The organism is Lelliottia sp. WB101 (genome assembly GCF_003051885.1).
Taxonomy (GTDB): Bacteria; Pseudomonadota; Gammaproteobacteria; order Enterobacterales; family Enterobacteriaceae; genus Enterobacter; species Enterobacter nimipressuralis.
In genome coordinates this window covers 3100966-3117940 of sequence record NZ_CP028520.1, presented here as the reverse complement: position 1 = coordinate 3117940, position 16975 = coordinate 3100966, and the positions used below count along the sequence as shown (strand labels likewise).

General features: G+C 54.8%; 15 protein-coding genes. 6 read left to right on the top strand and 9 right to left on the bottom strand.

Annotated features, from left to right (window positions below; genetic code table 11):
* Window positions 1–5: 5 nt before the first annotated feature.
* Together DAI21_RS15015 and zntB are read right to left on the bottom strand one after the other, a co-directional pair.
* Window positions 6–158: a hypothetical protein gene (locus DAI21_RS15015; RefSeq protein ID WP_157809239.1), complete on the bottom strand. Its 153-nt coding sequence runs from the start codon at window positions 156–158 to the stop codon at window positions 6–8.
* Window positions 159–423: 265 nt separating this feature from the next.
* Window positions 424–1407 (bottom strand): zinc transporter ZntB, encoded by a 984-nt coding sequence (gene zntB, locus DAI21_RS15010; protein ID WP_100780017.1) that lies wholly within the window; start codon window positions 1405–1407, stop codon window positions 424–426.
* A 201-nt stretch (window positions 1408–1608) separates the two neighbouring features.
* Here zntB and DAI21_RS15005 point away from each other — a divergent pair, with 201 nt between their 5' ends.
* Window positions 1609–2730: a GGDEF domain-containing protein gene (locus DAI21_RS15005; RefSeq protein ID WP_234419482.1), complete on the top strand. Its 1122-nt coding sequence runs from the start codon at window positions 1609–1611 to the stop codon at window positions 2728–2730.
* A 29-nt stretch (window positions 2731–2759) separates the two neighbouring features.
* Here DAI21_RS15005 and DAI21_RS15000 read toward each other — a convergent pair whose 3' ends face one another.
* Window positions 2760–3914 carry a methyl-accepting chemotaxis protein gene (locus DAI21_RS15000; RefSeq protein WP_234419481.1) on the bottom strand — a complete coding sequence of 385 codons (1155 nt, stop codon included), beginning with the start codon at window positions 3912–3914 and terminating at the stop codon, window positions 2760–2762.
* Between the two features lie 453 nt (window positions 3915–4367).
* On the opposite strand from DAI21_RS15000, the gene DAI21_RS14995 reads away from it, so the two are divergent.
* The 3 genes from DAI21_RS14995 (at window position 4368) to DAI21_RS22975 (ending at window position 8044) form a co-directional block, all read left to right on the top strand.
* Window positions 4368–6497 carry a bifunctional diguanylate cyclase/phosphodiesterase gene (locus tag DAI21_RS14995; RefSeq protein ID WP_107703477.1) on the top strand — a complete coding sequence of 710 codons (2130 nt, stop codon included), beginning with the start codon at window positions 4368–4370 and terminating at the stop codon, window positions 6495–6497.
* Between the two features lie 99 nt (window positions 6498–6596).
* Complete coding sequence (locus DAI21_RS14990) at window positions 6597–7829, top strand: sensor domain-containing diguanylate cyclase (RefSeq protein WP_107703476.1); 1233 nt, start codon at window positions 6597–6599, stop codon at window positions 7827–7829.
* Window positions 7830–7903: 74 nt separating this feature from the next.
* Complete coding sequence (locus DAI21_RS22975; RefSeq protein ID WP_142503374.1) at window positions 7904–8044, top strand: Ecr family regulatory small membrane protein; 141 nt, start codon at window positions 7904–7906, stop codon at window positions 8042–8044.
* Window positions 8045–8093: 49 nt separating this feature from the next.
* Here the strand turns inward: DAI21_RS22975 and DAI21_RS14985 are convergent, their stop codons facing one another.
* Window positions 8094–9710 carry an ABC transporter substrate-binding protein gene (locus DAI21_RS14985; protein WP_100780014.1) on the bottom strand — a complete coding sequence of 539 codons (1617 nt, stop codon included), beginning with the start codon at window positions 9708–9710 and terminating at the stop codon, window positions 8094–8096.
* Between the two features lie 184 nt (window positions 9711–9894).
* Here DAI21_RS14985 and mpaA point away from each other — a divergent pair, with 184 nt between their 5' ends.
* Entirely contained in the window at window positions 9895–10608 is a 714-nt protein-coding gene (gene mpaA, locus DAI21_RS14980) for a murein tripeptide amidase MpaA (RefSeq protein WP_107703475.1), read from the top strand.
* Here the strand turns inward: mpaA and ycjG are convergent.
* Window positions 10599–11564, bottom strand: a complete 966-nt coding sequence (gene ycjG, locus DAI21_RS14975) for an L-Ala-D/L-Glu epimerase (protein ID WP_107703474.1) — start codon at window positions 11562–11564, stop codon at window positions 10599–10601. The genes mpaA and ycjG overlap by 10 nt on opposite strands.
* Before the next feature lie 95 nt (window positions 11565–11659).
* Here ycjG and tpx point away from each other — a divergent pair, with 95 nt between their 5' ends.
* Window positions 11660–12166 (top strand): thiol peroxidase, encoded by a 507-nt coding sequence (gene tpx / locus DAI21_RS14970; RefSeq protein WP_100780011.1) that lies wholly within the window; start codon window positions 11660–11662, stop codon window positions 12164–12166.
* A gap of 351 nt (window positions 12167–12517) precedes the next feature.
* Here the strand turns inward: tpx and DAI21_RS14965 are convergent, their stop codons facing one another.
* The 4 genes from DAI21_RS14965 to DAI21_RS14950 form a co-directional block, all read right to left on the bottom strand.
* Window positions 12518–12754, bottom strand: a complete 237-nt coding sequence (locus tag DAI21_RS14965) for a DUF2543 family protein (protein ID WP_102103823.1) — start codon at window positions 12752–12754, stop codon at window positions 12518–12520.
* Window positions 12755–12806: 52 nt separating this feature from the next.
* Window positions 12807–14354 carry a transcriptional regulator TyrR gene (tyrR, locus tag DAI21_RS14960; RefSeq protein WP_107703473.1) on the bottom strand — a complete coding sequence of 516 codons (1548 nt, stop codon included), beginning with the start codon at window positions 14352–14354 and terminating at the stop codon, window positions 12807–12809.
* Window positions 14355–14460: 106 nt separating this feature from the next.
* Entirely contained in the window at window positions 14461–15510 is a 1050-nt protein-coding gene (locus tag DAI21_RS14955; protein ID WP_107703472.1) for a YcjF family protein, read from the bottom strand.
* Window positions 15507–16904 (bottom strand): YcjX family protein, encoded by a 1398-nt coding sequence (locus tag DAI21_RS14950; protein WP_107703471.1) that lies wholly within the window; start codon window positions 16902–16904, stop codon window positions 15507–15509. Before DAI21_RS14950 ends, DAI21_RS14955 begins: the two co-directional genes overlap by 4 nt.
* Between the last annotated feature and the right edge of the window lie 71 nt (window positions 16905–16975).

Sequence of the window (16975 nt, the reverse complement as noted above, 5' to 3'; positions counted from 1 at the left end):
CTGCGCTACCGATGCGACAATTTAATCGGTTCTTCATCCGGCGGCGGGTCGGGCATTGGCTGCGGACGGGGGATCGGATCGGGGACAGGCACCGGATCGATGGGTATCGAGTCAGGTACCGACAATTGCGTGTAAAGCAGTGAAAGCAGATAGCTCATGTTTCCCTCCAGTTTATCGGGGTGACCCTTTTAGGGTAGACGCTGAGATTCTGGAGGCAAAAAAAAGCCGACTAATTTAGTCGGCGTCGTACGAATCAATATGTGCTATGCAGTAATTCAAAAAAGGAAGTAAGACAATATGGAGCGCAACGCCCATCGCTTGACGTTGCATTCACCTGCGGGAGTAATACTGCACCGAACGGGGTAGCCATTTATTGACTTCGCTCAAACAAAAACGCGTTTTGAAGCCAGAAAATGTGTAAATTTACAGCCATTTACTGCGATGCAACCACCACGCAACACCACCAATCAAAACAACTAACATGATGCAAAAAGCGGAAAAGCCGAACCGGTACGCCCCGCCCGGTATGCCCCCGAGATTCACACCGAACAGCCCGGTCAAAAACGTGCTGGGTAAAAAGACCATCGCCATTAACGACATGGTATACGTCCGGCGCGAAAGTGACTCCTGCATCACCGTTGCGATTTCATCGGTCATTACCGCCGTTCGCGCAATACAGGAGTCGATCTCATCCAGCCCACGCCCGAGCCGGTCGGCGATATCCTGCATACGACGTCGCTGATCGTCGTTCATCCACGGCAGACGTTCGCTGGCGAGTCGCGCGTAGACATCACGCTGCGGGGTCATGTAGCGACGCATCACAATGAGCTGTTTACGCAGCAGGGCAAGATAACCGCGCGGCGGAATTTGCTGATCGAGCAGGTTATCTTCGAGATCGATAATTTTGTCGTGCAGCTCTTCGATAAATTCACTGGCGTGATCCGTCAGCGCATCGCAGGCATCGACCAGCCACGCGCCGCAGTCGACCGGCCCGGTCCCCTCTTTCAGATCGTTGACCACATCATCCAGCGCCAGCACTTTGCGCTGCCGGGTGGAGACAATCAGACGTTCATCCATATAAAGACGCATGGCGACCAGCTGATCCGGTCGCTCGTCGGTGCTGCCATTGATGCAGCGCAGCGTAATCAGCGTGCCCTCCCCGAGACGGCTGACGCGCGGTCGTAGGCTCTCCCCGGCCAGCGCGTCGCGCACACTGTTTGGCAGCAGCGGCGTCGATGAAAGCCACTGCGCACTGTCCGGATGGGTGTAGTTCAGATGCAACCAGCAGGGGTGCTCGCTGTCGATAATATCGTCATCTTCAAGGGGTCGCGCCCCGCCTTTACCGTCCAGCAGCCACGCAAATACCGCATCCGGAACATTAACGTCCGATCCCTTAATGCCTTCCACAGTGACTCCCCCTTTTTGTCATGAACATCGTCAGTCTAGCCTTCCCGAAAGGTTATTCAACATCTACCGACAGCATAGCGCTGAATTTGCTCATGAATTAACCCTTTTCCTACTCTAACCACTGGACAGAAAGATGCAAAACAGTAGAGTTACAGAAATGCTGCCATTTTGTTTTTAAATGTATCTTTTACGAGTGTGACGATGAAAAAGCCCTGTGTGGCCTTCGATGTTCGTCTTGCAGAAATGCGGACCATTGCCATTAAAACCAGTGTGACATGGTTCCTGTGGGTAAATATGTTGTTCTCCTCTTTCATCCTGGGGCGTAACTATTTCTCCGCCTTCGAGTCAGAGGTCCTTTTCCACCACCCCGCGGCGGTGCTGGAAACCATGATGGTGGCCGACCTGACCCTCTCCGCCGCCGTGTTATTCATCATGCGGATGGCACCCCTACAAAACGCACAGTGGCTCGGTACGTTAGCAAAGTGGACCGTGGTGGCCCTCAGTCTGTGCTGGGCGGGCTGTTTCTTTGTCCTGATCGTCAGCAACGATCTGCGCATCATCTTCCCCTCTGCCGCATTACTGCTGTTTACCGCGTTGATCTCACTCTACTTTGATCCCAAAGTCCTGCTGAGCTTTATTCTGCCGGTCTGGCTGACGATTCTTGTCACCTCACTTTTTTACCGCAACGGCCTCACGGTCATGAATGGATTGCAGTGGATTTTGCTGGCGGGACTGATTGAATCAGGCCGACGTATTCTCAACAGCTGGTTTCTGCTCGCCCTGCGCCGCGAGCAGGAAAATGCGGATTTGATTCAACGCCTGGGCCTGCTGGCCAACAACGACCCGCTCACCGGGATTGCGAACCGTCGGTCATTTGAAGCGCAGATGGATCAGGCCATCCTGCGCCATCAGCAGGATGGAAACAGCTTTGGGCTGATCATGCTCGATGTCGATCACTTTAAACTTTATAACGATTATTACGGGCATCAAAAAGGCGACCTGTGTCTGATGGCCATCGCCAGGGCGCTGGAATCCGCTGCGCTGACCTCAAGCGGCATTGTCGGGCGTTTTGGTGGCGAGGAGTTTGTTTTGCTGCTGCCCGATGCGGATTCGCAGGCGTTACAGTCGGCTGCACAGAATATTGCGGCGGTACTTCAGGCGCAGAATATTCCTCACGCGGGTTCTCCCGTCAGCGACCGCGTAACGGTGAGCCAGGGGCTGGCGTTATGGAAACCCGGCGTGACCGCGCGGGAACTGATAGCGAGGGCGGACAAAGCGCTGTATCAGGCGAAGCAGGCAGGACGAAACCGCTACAAAGTATAAAGCCTGGCGAACCAGGCTTTTTTAGTCAGTCAGTATGAGTGTTCTGCGTGGCGGGGAAAGGCGCTGTGCTCCTTGCGCACACTCTCCTGCCAGTCTGGTTGCGAGCCGCCCTCCAGCCTGAAATTCCGGGTGCGCGTCTGAAGCTCAATCACCTGGTTTTTCAGCACATCGGAGGAGCCTGACAGTTCATCCACCATTGCCACGTTGCTTTGCGTCACACGCTCCAGCTCAGACAGCGCCTGAGTGATTTGCGAAATCCCTTTTTCCTGTTCAGACGTACTCGCCGAAATCTCATCCATCAGCTTGCTGACATGCCCGGAACCGTTGACGATTTCGTGCATATTTTTCTCGGCTTCCGCGACCACCGTCACGCCCTGCGTCACGTTATTGCTCGTCACGTCGATCAGAGACTTAATGCTTTTCGCCGCTTCTGCACTGCGATGGGCAAGATTACGCACTTCACCGGCGACCACGGAGAAACCTTTGCCGTGATCCCCAGCCCTTGCCGCCTCGACCGCCGCGTTCAGCGCCAGAATATTGGTCTGGAACGCGATGCCGTCGATCAGTGAGATGATCTCGGTCATTTGCTGCGCGCATTCCGTAATCGACTGCATATTATTTGCCACTTGCCCCATCAGCTCGCCACCTTTGCGCGCCTGCACCGTCGCGTGGTTCGCACGCTCGCTGGCAAGACGGGTGTTATCGGCGTTGTTACGGGTGCTGGCCGCCATCTGCTCCATGCTGGCGGCGGTCTGAATAAGTGAAGCGGATTGCTGCTCTGTCTTCACCGACAATTCCGCGCTGCGTGAGGAGAGTTGTTCTGACAGGGTCATCGCGGTTTGCGACGAGGCGCGTATTTCCCGCACCAGCGTGGCGATGTTACTGGATAAGCTGTTGATCCCAGGAATTAAACGCCCTGCACAGTTGTTGCCAAACTCGGGGATAGAAACGGCAAGATTGCCTGAGGTGACCTCTTCGATACTTTTTTTCACGGTGTTGATCGGCGTCACAAGATATTTTGTCATGTAGGACCACAGCAACATGACCGCAAGCACATTAATAATATTTACTGCGATAAAAAGCGTTGTACTTTCCGATAAAGTCCAAACTAAACCATCAATGATTAAAAGCACGACCAGCAGAAAATATATAATAAAGGTTCTTACGCTAATATTTCTAAGCATAATTAATCCCATACAACAAGTCGGAGGAGGTATATTGGTTATAGCATTCGCATTTTCTTTTTCCACCACATTTTAAGTGGCATTTATTATTCACCTTCGGATGCCGTAAATTTAACTTAAGTCAGGACACACAATCAACCTAACCTCTATTATTGGAGAGTTATTCTTTTCACCCCTATTTTCTTTGTGACAACAATAGTTAGCAAACAGATGATTAAATATTAACGTAAAGTTTATTAAGAGCGAATGCTACTGCTGATTAAAATCATGTAGCGCTACTTAAGTCATTAATGAGAGAATATATCTTTGATGCTTTCCTGCATGTAAAAATAACGCGTTTGTTGTTGATTTTTGATAAGCAACTAATCTTGGAATTAGTTAGAGTAAGCCACGGCGGTGATGAGTCACGCACCGGATGAACTCAATAACGACTTTTTAGCGTGGGATTGCATAATGCTCGATGTGTCCTGGGACCCCGTTCTCATTGCCATCTCATTCCTGGTGGCGTTTATCGCTTCATTTGTGGCGCTCGACAGCGCCGGCAAAATATCGGGTGCCAGCCGCAAAGCCGCTCTCTGGTGGCGCATGGCCGGGGGCGTCACGCTGGGGATATGTATCTGGTCAATGCATTTCATCGGTATGCTGTCGATGAAAATGCCAATCGACATGAGCTATCACGTCTGGCTTACCGTCGGCTCACTGGGCATCGCCATTGTCGCGGCCACCAGCGCCATTAATATTGCCGTTCCGGGTGATTCTCTCTCCTTTTTTCGCTGGTTGTTTTCCACGCTGATCCTTAGCGCAGGCGTCGTGGCCATGCACTACACCGGGATGGCGGCGCTGATGCTAAGTGATGACATTCGCTGGAACATGACCCTCGTGACGATCTCCGTCGCGATCGCCATTGTCGCCTCGGGTGCCGCCCTCTGGCTTGCCTTTCACCTGCGCCGTCGGCACAAAGGCGTGTTTATCAACCGCGTCGCCGCGGCCGTGGTGATGGGCGTTGCCATTTGCGCGATGCATTACACGGGAATGAGCGCAGCCAATTTTCAGCACGCCGCGCACATGATGCCGGGCGGAGTGAGCGAGTTAGGGCTGTCGATTTGGGTCTCCACCACCACGCTCGTGCTACTGGGTATCATGCTGATTATCTCGCTGGTGGACTCCCATTTTCGCACTCATCGCCTGACGGAAAACCTGCGCCAGCTCAACACCCAGCTGGAGCGTAAAGCACGCTTTGATGCCCTTACCGGGCTTGCCAACCGTACGCAAATGGATCTCAGCCTGCAGGATTGCCTGCACGGCTCACTGCTGAATAAAAAACAGTTTGCGGTAATGTTTCTGGATATCGACCATTTCAAACTGGTGAACGACGCCTGGGGGCATCAGGTTGGCGATGAGCTGCTGGTAAGCGTCGCGCAGCGCATTACCGCCCGGCTGACGCCGGGAATGAGCCTCGCCAGGCTCGGCGGCGATGAGTTTATCCTGCTGCTGCCCGACTGCGATGACGAGAAAATTACCGAACTCTCCACGACCCTGCTCGACGATATTCGCCGCCCTTTCGCCATTGGCGGCCACGCGCTGAATATCACCTTAAGCCTTGGCGTGAGCCTTTATCCTCAGCACGGTGAAACCCTCCACGAACTGAAATTTAAAGCCGATGCCGCGATGCATCACATTAAACAAGAAGGGCGCAACGGCTGGGCGATTTATCGCCCGGAGATGTCGAAAAGCATCTCGGCAGAGCCGTCTTTCCTGCAGGATCTCACCCAGGCGCTGGAGCGCGAGCAGTTTGAGCTTTGGTACCAGCCCACCTACCACGCCGCAGTGAATGAGATCCACGGCTTTGAAGCCTTGTTGCGCTGGCACCATCCTGAACAGGGTGTTCTGCTGCCGAACGTATTCCTGCCATCGCTGGAAAAAACAGGATTAATCATTCCGGTGGGGGTGTGGGCCATTGATCAGGCCTGCAGACAACTGCGCTTCTGGACGGAGCAAGGATTCAGCCAGTGGACGCTGTCGTTTAATTTGTCCCCGATTCAGTTTGAGCAACAGGATATATTCGAGGTGATTTCCGGCACCATGCAGAAATACAATCTCGAACCTTCACGACTGATCCTCGAAGTCACCGAAAGCACGGCCCTGAAAAACCTGGAACGCAGCATTGAATTATTAGATATGTTTAACCACGCCGGTTTTACCGTTTCCATCGACGACTTTGGCACCGGATACTCTAACCTGCTGATGCTGAATGTGCTTCCGGCCAAAGAGCTTAAAATAGATAAAAGTTTTATTGATAGCATGCGGGAAAACGATAAAAGCAAAAAGATTGTCGAAACCATTATCCACGTTGCCCGGACCATGGATATGGTGGTGGTCGCCGAAGGTATTGAAACCCAACAGCAGCAGCAAATGCTGGCAAATCTGGGATGTGATTATCTGCAGGGCTATTATTTTTCCCGCCCGCTTCCTGCAGAACAGGTGCCGTGGCTGGTATTACAGAATAAATCTGATAAACAAATTATTCCAATTGGTAAAAATCAAATAGAACCCCCACTTCATTCACAAAAAAATCATGCCTGATGTGATGAAGTGGAGTATGTTTTGAAATATGCCCACGTGTGTATAACCGTGATACCGCAAATTTCATGAGCGTTGGCTGCCGATGACTGGGAAGACTCTATGTTGCCACACAGCTTTGATGCGCTGAATTTCGTCAAAACACCGGTTTGGTTAGTCTCACCCGTCTCTGAGCAGGTTATTTTCGCCAATAGTGCGGCGAGCGACATGATGCGTAATAAAACGCTGAATGACATGCGTCAGGGCGCTTATTCCGCCAGTGCACAGCAGCAGCTGGCAATGTACGTTCCTGATCTCAAATCCGAGCTGGAAATTGTCGAAATCTGGACCGTCTGGCGCAACGATCAGGAAACCACGCTGAGCTGTCGCTTGTCCCTCACCGTGCATGAAAGTGCGGGTGAAATCATTGTGTTTGAAGGGCTGATTTCCCAGGCCCCCTCCGGCCTGAAAGCGAGTCGCTCTGCCAACTACCAGCGTAAAAAACAGGGTTTCTACGCCCGCTTTTTCCAGACTAACAGCGCGCCCATGCTGCTCATAGATACCGCGCGTGACGGGCAAATTGTCGACGCGAATCTGGCGGCCCTCAATTTTTACGGTTACAGCCACGATGACATGTGTACAAAACACACATGGGAAATTAACACCCTGGGGCGCGATATCCTGCCGATTATGACGGAGATCGCCCGTCTTCCCGGCGGGCATAAACCCCTTAATTTTGTCCACCGGCTGGCCGATGGGTCTACCCGCCACGTGCAGACGTACGCGGGTCCGATTGAAATTTACGGCGACAAATTAATGCTGTGCATCGTACACGATATCACCGAGCAAAAAAGGCTTGAGCATGAGCTGGAGCACGCCGCCCTGCGGGACTCCATGACCGGCCTGCTAAATCGTCGACAGTTTTATCTTCTCACTGAACAGACTCATCCGTCCCATTTGCCCGCCCAGCAGCAGTTCAGCCTGTTACTGGTCGACATGGATCATTTCAAGAATATCAATGACGTATTTGGCCATTCCAGGGGCGATGAGGTGCTGATTTCCCTGTCGCGTATGCTCGAAGCCTGCAGCCGTAAAGATGATTTTGTGTTCCGCTGGGGCGGCGAAGAGTTTGTGATCCTGCTGCCGCGTACCACGCTCGAGGCTGCGATGCAGGTGGCCGAAACCATTCGTGCCGAAGTGGCGCGCATTGTCATCCCCGGCCTGCCCCGCTTTACCGTGAGTATTGGCGTCGCGCGACATAATCCGGACGAGAGCATCGACGATCTGTTAAAACGCGTAGACGACGCCTTATATCGCGCCAAAAACAATGGCCGCAATAAAGTGCTCGCCGCCTGAAAACTGGAGTATTGATTAAAGCCCCGCTACAATGCCCCCTCGAATTAACAGCGGTCAGGTGGGTCACTTTTGCTATGGGGAAAACAGAAGTCATACTCATCCTAATTATTCTCAGCGTTATTATATTTGGCTTATGGTTTATTTTTAGCGGTGAGATGTGGCACCTGGTGGGGTATCTGGAAAGCAGCCTCTACCCGGCGATTGACGCGCCCTGACTGGCGAATCAAAAAAAGGCCCGTTCTCAGACGGGCCTTGTTATTCATATTAATGCTTTTCGATATACATCGTCCGGCTATACGCCACATCTTCCGCGTTATTTATCGGATACCCTTTCACCCACGGCTTAATCAGGCGACCGTTGGTATATTGATAAATCGGCGCGATCGGGGCTTTTTCGGCAAGGATTTTCTCAGCCGCGTTGTAATCCGCATTGCGCGCTTTCGCCGTCGTTTCCAGCGTCGCCTGGTTGATAATCTTGTCGTACGCCGGATCGCTAAAGCGCGAAATATTGCCGCTGTGTGTGGATGTTAACAGTGACAGGAAAGTGGACGGCTCATTGTAATCCCCCACCCAGGAGGCACGGATCACGTCGAAGTTGCCGGTATTGCGGCTATCAATATAGGTTTTCCACTCCTGATTCTGCAGCTTCACATCCACGCCGAGGTTTTTCTTCCACATCGACGCCACCGCAATCGCGATTTTCTGATGGTTTTCTGAAGTGTTATAGAGCAGCGTCAGTTTCAGCGGTCGCTGCGGGCCGTATCCGGCAGCCTGTAACAGCATTTTGGCCTGCGCATTCAGCTCCGCCTGCGACATCTGCTCGAACGGTGACTTTTCTGGCGTAAAGCCTGCAGTCACATCCGGCGTAAAGTGCCACGCCGGTTTCTCGCCCGTTCCGAGCACCTTCTCCGCCATAATCCGACGATCGATGGTCATGCTCAATGCCAGTCGCACACGCTGATCGGCCGTTGGCCCTTTCTGAGTGTTAAACGCGTAATAATAGGTGCCCAGTTGCGGCGGCGTATAAACCTGCCCCGGAATATCTTTGAGCAGCTTCTGATAGAGATTTTTTGGGAAGGATTCGGTGATATCAATATCCCCCGCCAGATAGCGTTTAGTGGCCGATGACTCCTGGTTGATCGGAATAAAAGTCACTTTTTTCAGTACCGTCTGGGCGTTGTCCCAGTAGGACGTATTCGGCTCAACCACCAGCTTCTCATTCACCACGCGATCTTTCAGAACATAGGCACCGTTGCCAACCAGTGCGCCTGGGCGAGTCCACTCTTTTCCGCTCTCAACGTTGGCTTTCTGCACCGGATAAAAAGCAAAGCTGGCGGTCAGATTGGCGAACCAGGGCAGCGGTTTATCGAGCTGCACGCGAAGGGTTTTGGCGTCCACGGCGGTGATACCGAGCGTATTAGGCTGGGCTTTGCCGTCGATAATGCTCTGGGCATTAGTGATCCCCGCCAGCGCCGCAAACCAGGCAAATGGCGACGTCGTTTTCGGGTCCACCAGGCGCTGCCAGCTGTAGACAAAATCTTGCGCCGTCACCGGCGTACCGTCTGACCACTTCGCGTTGTCGCGTAAGGTAAATGTCCAGATACGGTTGTCATTGCTCTGCCACTTTGTCGCGACACCAGGGACGAGTTCGCCCTTTTCATTCTGATTCACCAGCCCTTCGAACAGATCGCGGATCACCTGAATTTCCGGTAAGCCGACGGCTTTCGCCGGATCGAGCGAGGCGGGTTCGTCCTTGATATGGCGGACCAGTTCCTGTTTTTCCGCCAGCTTCGTTCCCTGAGGAATATCAGCTGCATAAGAAACAGAGGTGAGTCCACACAGCCACAGCGCAGTACAGAGCAGCGAAACAGGATGCTTCATGAGATCCCCTTTGGAATGATGGGTAACAAGCAGATGCGTAATTATTTGTTTCAGAACAGCGAAATGCAAACACCTTCGCGCGGAAAGTTGAGATCGGATCAGTTTCTCCGGCCCGTGAAACTATTTGATTAAGCGCGTGTTTTACACAACACTGGCTATAAAGAACTCGCTATCAGGATTTCATATGTCACTTACCCGCCCAAGAACGGAACGTGGCGCTTTCCCGCCCGGAACGGAACATTATGGCCGCTCATTTCTGGGTGCCCCGCTGATCTGGTTTCCTGCCCCGCAGGCCGACCGCCACAGCGGGCTTATCATCGCCGGGACGCACGGGGATGAGAACTCCTCCATCGTCACCCTCTCCTGCGCGCTGCGCACGCTGGCGCCCGATCTGCGTCGTCATCACGTGGTGTTAACGGTCAATCCGGACGGGTGCCAGTTAGGGCTGCGGGCCAACGCGCGCGGCGTCGATCTGAACCGCAATTTCCCGGCGGCCAACTGGCGAGCGGGAGAGACGGTTTATCGCTGGAACAGCGCGGCGGATGAGCGTGACGTGGTGCTCCTCACCGGTGAAAAACCCGGCTCAGAGCCTGAAACCCAGGGGCTGTGCCAGCTCATTCATCATCTTCAACCGGCGTGGGTGGTGTCGTTTCACGATCCGCTGGCCTGCATCGAAGATCCACGCCACACGGAGTTAGGCGAGTGGCTGGCCGACGCCTTCGCGCTGCCGCTGGTCACCGGCGTCGGATACGAAACGCCAGGCTCGTTTGGCAGCTGGTGTGCAGACCTCGGCCTGCACTGCATTACCGCCGAGTTCCCGCCCGTCTCCTCTGATGAAGCGAGCGAGAAATACCTGAAAGCGATGACCGGCCTGCTGCGCTGGCAATCTCAGAGGTGAAGGGTCCCGGTAGTAAAATTCAGCGCAGGTGAGACATCCACGGCGAGCCAGGTGGGCCCATCAAGATCGGCGTAGCTCACCTGCTCTGTCAGCGGCAGTGCGGCGCTGATGGCTCTTGAGGTGCAGAGCATACAGCCAAGCATCAGCGCGAACCCGTCAGCACGCGCCTGTTTCGCCAGCGCCAGCGCTTCAGTTAATCCACCCGTCTTATCAAGTTTGATATTCACCATCTCGTAGCGCCCTTTCAGCCCGGCCAGGCTGTCACGCGTATGGCAGCTCTCATCGGCGCAGATAGGCAGCGGGTGGATAAAGTTTTCCAGCGCGGCGTCTTGTGCCGACGGCAGCGGCTGCTCCAGCATCGCCACGCCCAAATCAGCCAGCAGCTGACAGCGTGCGGCCAGCCCTTCACTCTTCCAGGATTCGTTGGCGTCGACAATGAGGGTCGCTTCCGGAACCGCGCTGCGGATCGCCACCATCCGCTCGCTAATCAAATGATCGTCCAGCTTCACTTTCAGCAACCGCGCCCCGGCCTCATACAGCGCTTTCGCACTTGACGCCATCTGCGCAGGCTCGCCGATCACCACCGTTTGCGCCGTTACAATGGTCTGCGGCAGCACCACGCCAAGCGAGTCGCTGATCGTGTGATTCTGCCGATGCGCCTCCAGCGACCACAGCGCACAGTCGACCGCATTACGCGCCGCCCCCGCCGGCAGCGCCTGTTGCAGCGCTTCGCGTGTCAGCCCCTTTTCCAGTTCAGGAACGATAGTCATGATCTGCGCCATCACCGACGCGAGACTCTCGCCGTAGCGAGGATAAGGTGTGCATTCGCCCGCGCCTTTTACACCGTCTTCTTCAATCTCGACGACGACTACGCTGGCTTCGCTACGGCTACCGCGAGAGATCACAAACGGGGTATGCAGTGGCCACGCTTCTTCATAGACCTTGACGGTTCTCATCACTCACTCCTGTAGGGAAAAATAGGTTTGCCGTGTTATCCGCTGTTGTCATACACTAGCCGCGACGTTAACTATATGTAAACAGGAAGATATCTATGTCACAACTCGTTCATTTCCAGGGCAACCCGGTTTCTGTTGCAGGTTCCATTCCGCAGGCAGGCAGCAAAGCACAGGCTTTTACCCTCGTGGCAAAAGATTTGTCTGACGTAACACTGGGTCAGTTCGCCGGTAAACGCAAAGTCCTGAACATTTTCCCAAGCATCGACACCGGCGTTTGCGCTGCGTCCGTGCGTAAATTCAACCAGCTGGCGACCGAAGTCGACAACACCGTGGTGCTGTGCATTTCCGCGGATCTGCCGTTCGCCCAGTCCCGTTTCTGCGGCGCAGAAGGTCTGAGCAACGTTATCACGCTTTCTACCCTGCGTAGCCCTGATTTCCTCGAAAACTACGGCGTAGGTATCGCGGAAGGCCCACTGAAAGGTCTGGCTGCCCGTGCAGTCCTGGTGATCGATGAAAACGACACCGTGATCTTCAGCGAGTTGGTCAACGAAATCACCAACGAGCCAGACTACACCGCTGCGCTGGATGTGCTGAAAGCGTAACGACATCGCTCAGTGCTCAGATATTCAAAGCCTCGCTTATGCGGGGCTTTCTTTTATCTGACGTCTGCCCAGCAACGACACTCTTTGTCCCTGTGCACACAATCGAACGGTTGCGAGATGAACTTAACGATGGAGCAGGCGTGGGGGATAATTCTGGAACTGTATAATCCGTTTGGTAACAGGATTCGGTTTTGCAAGGCGTGAATGATAAAATCTAAAGAGGATGTAAATCTTTCTGAGCCGCATCTCGCTCATTGAGATGACTCCCCTGAGCGAAATGCGGATGTCCGACGCCAGCGTCGCGCAGCATGCGGACATCGCACTCAATACGGCGATATCAGAACGCGATCGTCACCAGGTATTCAAAAACTCCGCGATCTCATCGATCCGCGTTTCATCGATTCCGGCTTCCCGGGCCATCTCACTCTGCGCCTCTTCGCTGATTTCCTCGTTATTCATTAAACGCGTGATCAGCGACTGGAAATAATAGGCCACCGCGTCGCGCTCTGCTTCGCTGACGGGCTTTGCGGATTCCTTTGAATATTCATCCGCGATGTCATAAAACTTTAAAGGTATTTCATTGCTCATACGTTAAGCCTTAATGTTTGGATAGCAAAAACCCCGCCCGCGCGGGATTTTCTCAGTTCTGGTCGTCCGCTTTCTTCTGATTCAGACCGTACTCACGCAACTTATTGGCGATGGCCGTGTGCGACACACCCAGGCGTTTCGCCAGTTTACGGGTGCTCGGATAGTTGCGATAAAGTTGGGTCAACACCGAGCGCTCGAAACGACTGGTGATGTCATCCAGCGAGCCTTCCATCGCCTCTTCGCCAACCGACACGGTTCCCGCATCGTAATCCGGCAACAGAATGTCCTGCGAGCGCAGTTCGTAGCCTTCCAGCTGCGTAAGCGCACGGTAGACGGCGTTTTTCAACTGGCGGATGTTGCCCGGCCAGCCGTAGCGCGTCAGCATCGACCCCAAATCCGCCGAGAGCTTCGGACGCGGCACGCCCTGCTCGTCGGCAAAACGCGCCACGAACAGTTCGGTCAGCGGCATAATGTCCTGCGGACAGTCGCGCAGCGGCGGAATATTCAGGGTCAGTACATTCAGTCGATAATAGAGATCTTCCCGAAATACGTCCTTTTGCACCAGTTCGACGAGGTTTTTCTGCGTCGCGCAAATGACGCGCACATCGACGTGAACCTCGTGATCTTCCCCGACGCGGCGGAAAGTGCCGTCGTTGAGGAAGCGCAGCAGTTTAGCCTGCATGCGCGGCGACATCTCGCCAATCTCATCCAGCAAGACCGAGCCGCCGTTGGCCTGCTCGAAGAAGCCTTTTTTGCCTTCCGGCGCGTGGCCGAACAGCTCGCTCTCAACGGCATCTTCCGGAATAGACGCGCAGTTCAGGGCCAGATAGGGTTTTGCCGCTCGTGGGCTGGCGGTATGAACCGCATGTGCCAGTAAATCCTTGCCGGTTCCCGTTTCGCCGGTGATCAGCAGCGGCGCGGTGAGATTCGCAAGCTTACGCGCCTGGTCCACCACATGCTTCATTTTCGGGCTAACGGCAATAATCTGGCTGAACGCGCCGACATCCTGGTTGGAGAGATTCTGCAGCTGGCGCCCCATACGGATGGTCGAACGCAGCATGATCACCGCACCGGTCAGCACGCTGACGTCATTCTCACCGCGCAGATGCACCGGAGTGATCTCCATCAGGAAGTTCTGGCCGCCGATCACCACATGTTCGCTGTGCGTGCCCTGCGGATTGCTGTCGAGCCAGCGCTGGAAATTGAAACCGGCGATCAGCTGCGCCGCGTGATGGTTGCTCAGTTTTTCCTGACTCTGGCCGAACAGCTGGCAGCTCGCCTGGTTGGTGCGCTCCACTTTGCCTTTCAGATCGAGGGATAAAAACGGTTCAGGCATCGCTTCGAGCAGCGCACTTAACGCCAGATGCTCTCGCTCTGACGGCATCCACGGCACGGTACGCACATCCGTAACGCCAGCGATACGGCGGATTTCCGCCATCAGGCTGCTAAAGGTATTAAATTCGATTTCGGCAAAATTGAGATAAATTCGCCCGATAGGGTCGATATCGATGCCGCGCAAATCAATGTCACGCAAAACAAGGAGATCGAGTAATTCGCGGGTCAGGCCGATACGGTCCTGACAGAACACTTCCAGACGCATGGGAAATTCACTCTTTAGCCAGTAACCTTAAAATGATATGTCAGATATCGTCTGGCTGGAAGCTCGCTGTCAACAAATATTGACAGCGAGGTGAATTCTTCAGCGTTTACTGCGGTTTTTTGCTCAATGTCTCTTTCAACTGGCCAATCAGTTCGCGACGGAAATCCCCGAGACGCGGTTTATCGTCATTCATCCATGGCAGGGGGCGGCATAATTCCATGGCTTTGATCCCCAGACGCGCGGTTAACAGACCCGCACCGATCCCCTGTGCCGCGCGGGTGGACAGTCGCGCGGCAAGATCCTGAGACATCCAGTCCATCCCCACTTCACGGACCAGTTCACTGGCGCCGGCAAAGGCCATGTTCAGCAGAACCAGGCGGAAAAGGCGCAGACGGCTGTAATAGCCCAGTTCGATGCCATACAGCGTGGCAATGCGGTTGATAAGCCGCAGATTTCGCCACGCGATAAAGGCCATATCCACCAGCGCCAGCGGGCTGACAGCAATCATCAGCGTCGACTCCGCCGCCGAGCGGCTAATCTCACGCCGAGCCTGCGAATCAAGCACGGGCTGAACGATACTCGCATAGAGACTCACGATTTCACGGTCGTTTTGCGTTTCATGGATCGCCGCGTACCAGCGCTGCAGAGCCGGATGGGACTGGTCAATCCCGGCCTGGCTCGCCAGTTTTTCACAGAATGCGCGCCCTTTTCCGGTGGCATGACTGTGCAACAGATCGCGCGCTTCGTCGCGCTCATGGGCGCGCTGGCGCAGTCGCCACAGACGACGCCACTCGGTCGCAATCGACCCAACGCCCGCCCCGACGATAAGCGCACCGGCCGCGCAGCCCCCAAGGGCCACCCAGTCCTGGGTCTGCCAGGCATTCATCGTCCACTGCACGCCCTGACCGACCACGCTCACACCAAAGAGCGTCAAACCGGCGGTAACCATTTTGCGCCACAGGCTGCGTTTAGGCCGCAGGGCGGCCTCAACAACAGCTTCGGCCGGCCCTTCGTCCGACAGCAGTTCGTCAGTAACGACAGGCGCAAATTTCTCGGCCTCCGGGCCACTGAAAGCCTGGGCGGATTTAAAGGCTTCGTCGCGCGCCTGCTCAAGCGTGCCGGTAAAATCGATGCGTGGCTTTAAGGGTTCGGTCATCGCAGTTTATCTCCTATTAAAAACTCCAGCGCCGCGTCCAGGCGAATATGCGGTAACGGCTGATCGACGTTCATCGCCTGAGGGCGAAACGCTTCAAACTGAAAACCCTGCTTTTCCCAGAACGCCTGCCCCGGCAGACGGGCGGGCACTTCCCCAGGATAAACCGTCAGCGGCTCGCCGTCGCTCAGACGATTACCACGCAGGGCCGGGATTTTCTCATCGTTGACATCAATCAGCCCGCTCTGCGTCGCCTGCACCGCGGCCAGCCCCAGACAGTCCATGCTAATCCCTTCAAACGCCGCATTTTGCCAGGCGTCCTGCACCAGCTGTTGCAGCAGCGATACCATATTCGCGTGCTGATCGACCGTGACATGATCGGCTTTGGTCGCCGCAAACAGCAGTTTGTCGATCACCGGTGAAAACAGGCGACGGAACAGAGTGCGCTGTCCGTAATGGAAACTTTGCATCAGCTGCGTGAGGGCGAGGCGCATATCGTTGAAAGCCTGCGGCCCGCTGTTCAAGGGCTGCAGACAATCCACCAGCACAATCTGGCGATCGAAGCGCAGGAAGTGATTTTTGTAGAACCCCTTCACCACCTTCTCGCAGTAGTAGTTAAAGCGATCGCGGAGCATCCCGACGTTGGTGTGTTTATCCGCCATCGCCAGTTTTGATTCGCCCCAGCTATCGACATCTGGCCACGGGAAGAACTGTAACGCAGGCGCACCCGCCATTTCGCCCGGCAGGACAAATCGCCCAGGCTGGATAAAATGCAGCCCCTGCTGTTTACATTGATGCAGGTAATCGGTCCAGGCCTGCGCAATTGCCGCCAGACGGTTCTCGTCGGCCGGAGCCAGCGGGTCTAACCCGGCGCACAGCTCACGCCATTTTGCCGACCACTCCGCGCGCAGCCCCTGCAGCAGCCCGGTCATTTGCCGCGACCAGCTCAGGTAATCCTGGGCCAGCATCGGCAAATCGAGCAACCACTCACCGGGATAATCGACAATTTCCAGATAGAGCGTGGACGTGTCTTTAAAATGGCGTAATACGGATTCGTTAGAACGAAAGCGCAGCGCGAGACGGATTTCACTCACACCGCGCGTCGGCGTCGGCCAGGCGGGTGGCGTGCCGTACAGCTGTGCCAGCCCTTCATCATAGGTAAAACGCGGGATGCCAAAGTCGCGCTGCGGTACACGCTTCACGCCGAGCAGGCGCTCTTCGCGCGCGGCACTCAGCAGAGGCAGGCGCGCTCCGGCGTGTAAATTAAGAAGCTGGTTGACCATCGCGGTGATAAATGCGGTTTTGCCGCTGCGGCTAAGTCCCGTCACCGCCAGACGCAAATGGCGGTCTACGCCACGGTTAACCAGTGAGTTGAATTCGTTTTTAAGTCGCTTCATCGCCATCCTGTTTTGCCCCGAAGACCGCTGATATCAGCTTCAGAATACAATAAATTGGGGCAGATCGTTGA

Bases quoted from the DNA above. Each gene is read 5' to 3' on its own strand.
- DAI21_RS14985 (WP_100780014.1), bottom strand. From the start codon at position 9,710: ATGAAGCATCCTGTTTCGCTGCTCTGTACTGCGCTGTGGCTGTGTGGA.
- DAI21_RS14995 (WP_107703477.1), top strand. From the start codon at position 4,368: ATGCTCGATGTGTCCTGGGACCCCGTTCTCATTGCCATCTCATTCCTG.
- DAI21_RS14950 (WP_107703471.1), bottom strand. From the start codon at position 16,904: ATGAAGCGACTTAAAAACGAATTCAACTCACTGGTTAACCGTGGCGTA.
- tyrR (WP_107703473.1), bottom strand. From the start codon at position 14,354: ATGCGTCTGGAAGTGTTCTGTCAGGACCGTATCGGCCTGACCCGCGAA.
- DAI21_RS15000 (WP_234419481.1), bottom strand. From the start codon at position 3,914: ATGCTTAGAAATATTAGCGTAAGAACCTTTATTATATATTTTCTGCTG.
- DAI21_RS14955 (WP_107703472.1), bottom strand. From the start codon at position 15,510: ATGACCGAACCCTTAAAGCCACGCATCGATTTTACCGGCACGCTTGAG.
- tpx (WP_100780011.1), top strand. From the start codon at position 11,660: ATGTCACAACTCGTTCATTTCCAGGGCAACCCGGTTTCTGTTGCAGGT.
- DAI21_RS22975 (WP_142503374.1), top strand. From the start codon at position 7,904: ATGGGGAAAACAGAAGTCATACTCATCCTAATTATTCTCAGCGTTATT.
- mpaA (WP_107703475.1), top strand. From the start codon at position 9,895: ATGTCACTTACCCGCCCAAGAACGGAACGTGGCGCTTTCCCGCCCGGA.
- ycjG (WP_107703474.1), bottom strand. From the start codon at position 11,564: ATGAGAACCGTCAAGGTCTATGAAGAAGCGTGGCCACTGCATACCCCG.
- DAI21_RS14990 (WP_107703476.1), top strand. From the start codon at position 6,597: ATGTTGCCACACAGCTTTGATGCGCTGAATTTCGTCAAAACACCGGTT.
- DAI21_RS15015 (WP_157809239.1), bottom strand. From the start codon at position 158: ATGAGCTATCTGCTTTCACTGCTTTACACGCAATTGTCGGTACCTGAC.
- DAI21_RS15005 (WP_234419482.1), top strand. From the start codon at position 1,609: ATGAAAAAGCCCTGTGTGGCCTTCGATGTTCGTCTTGCAGAAATGCGG.
- DAI21_RS14965 (WP_102103823.1), bottom strand. From the start codon at position 12,754: ATGAGCAATGAAATACCTTTAAAGTTTTATGACATCGCGGATGAATAT.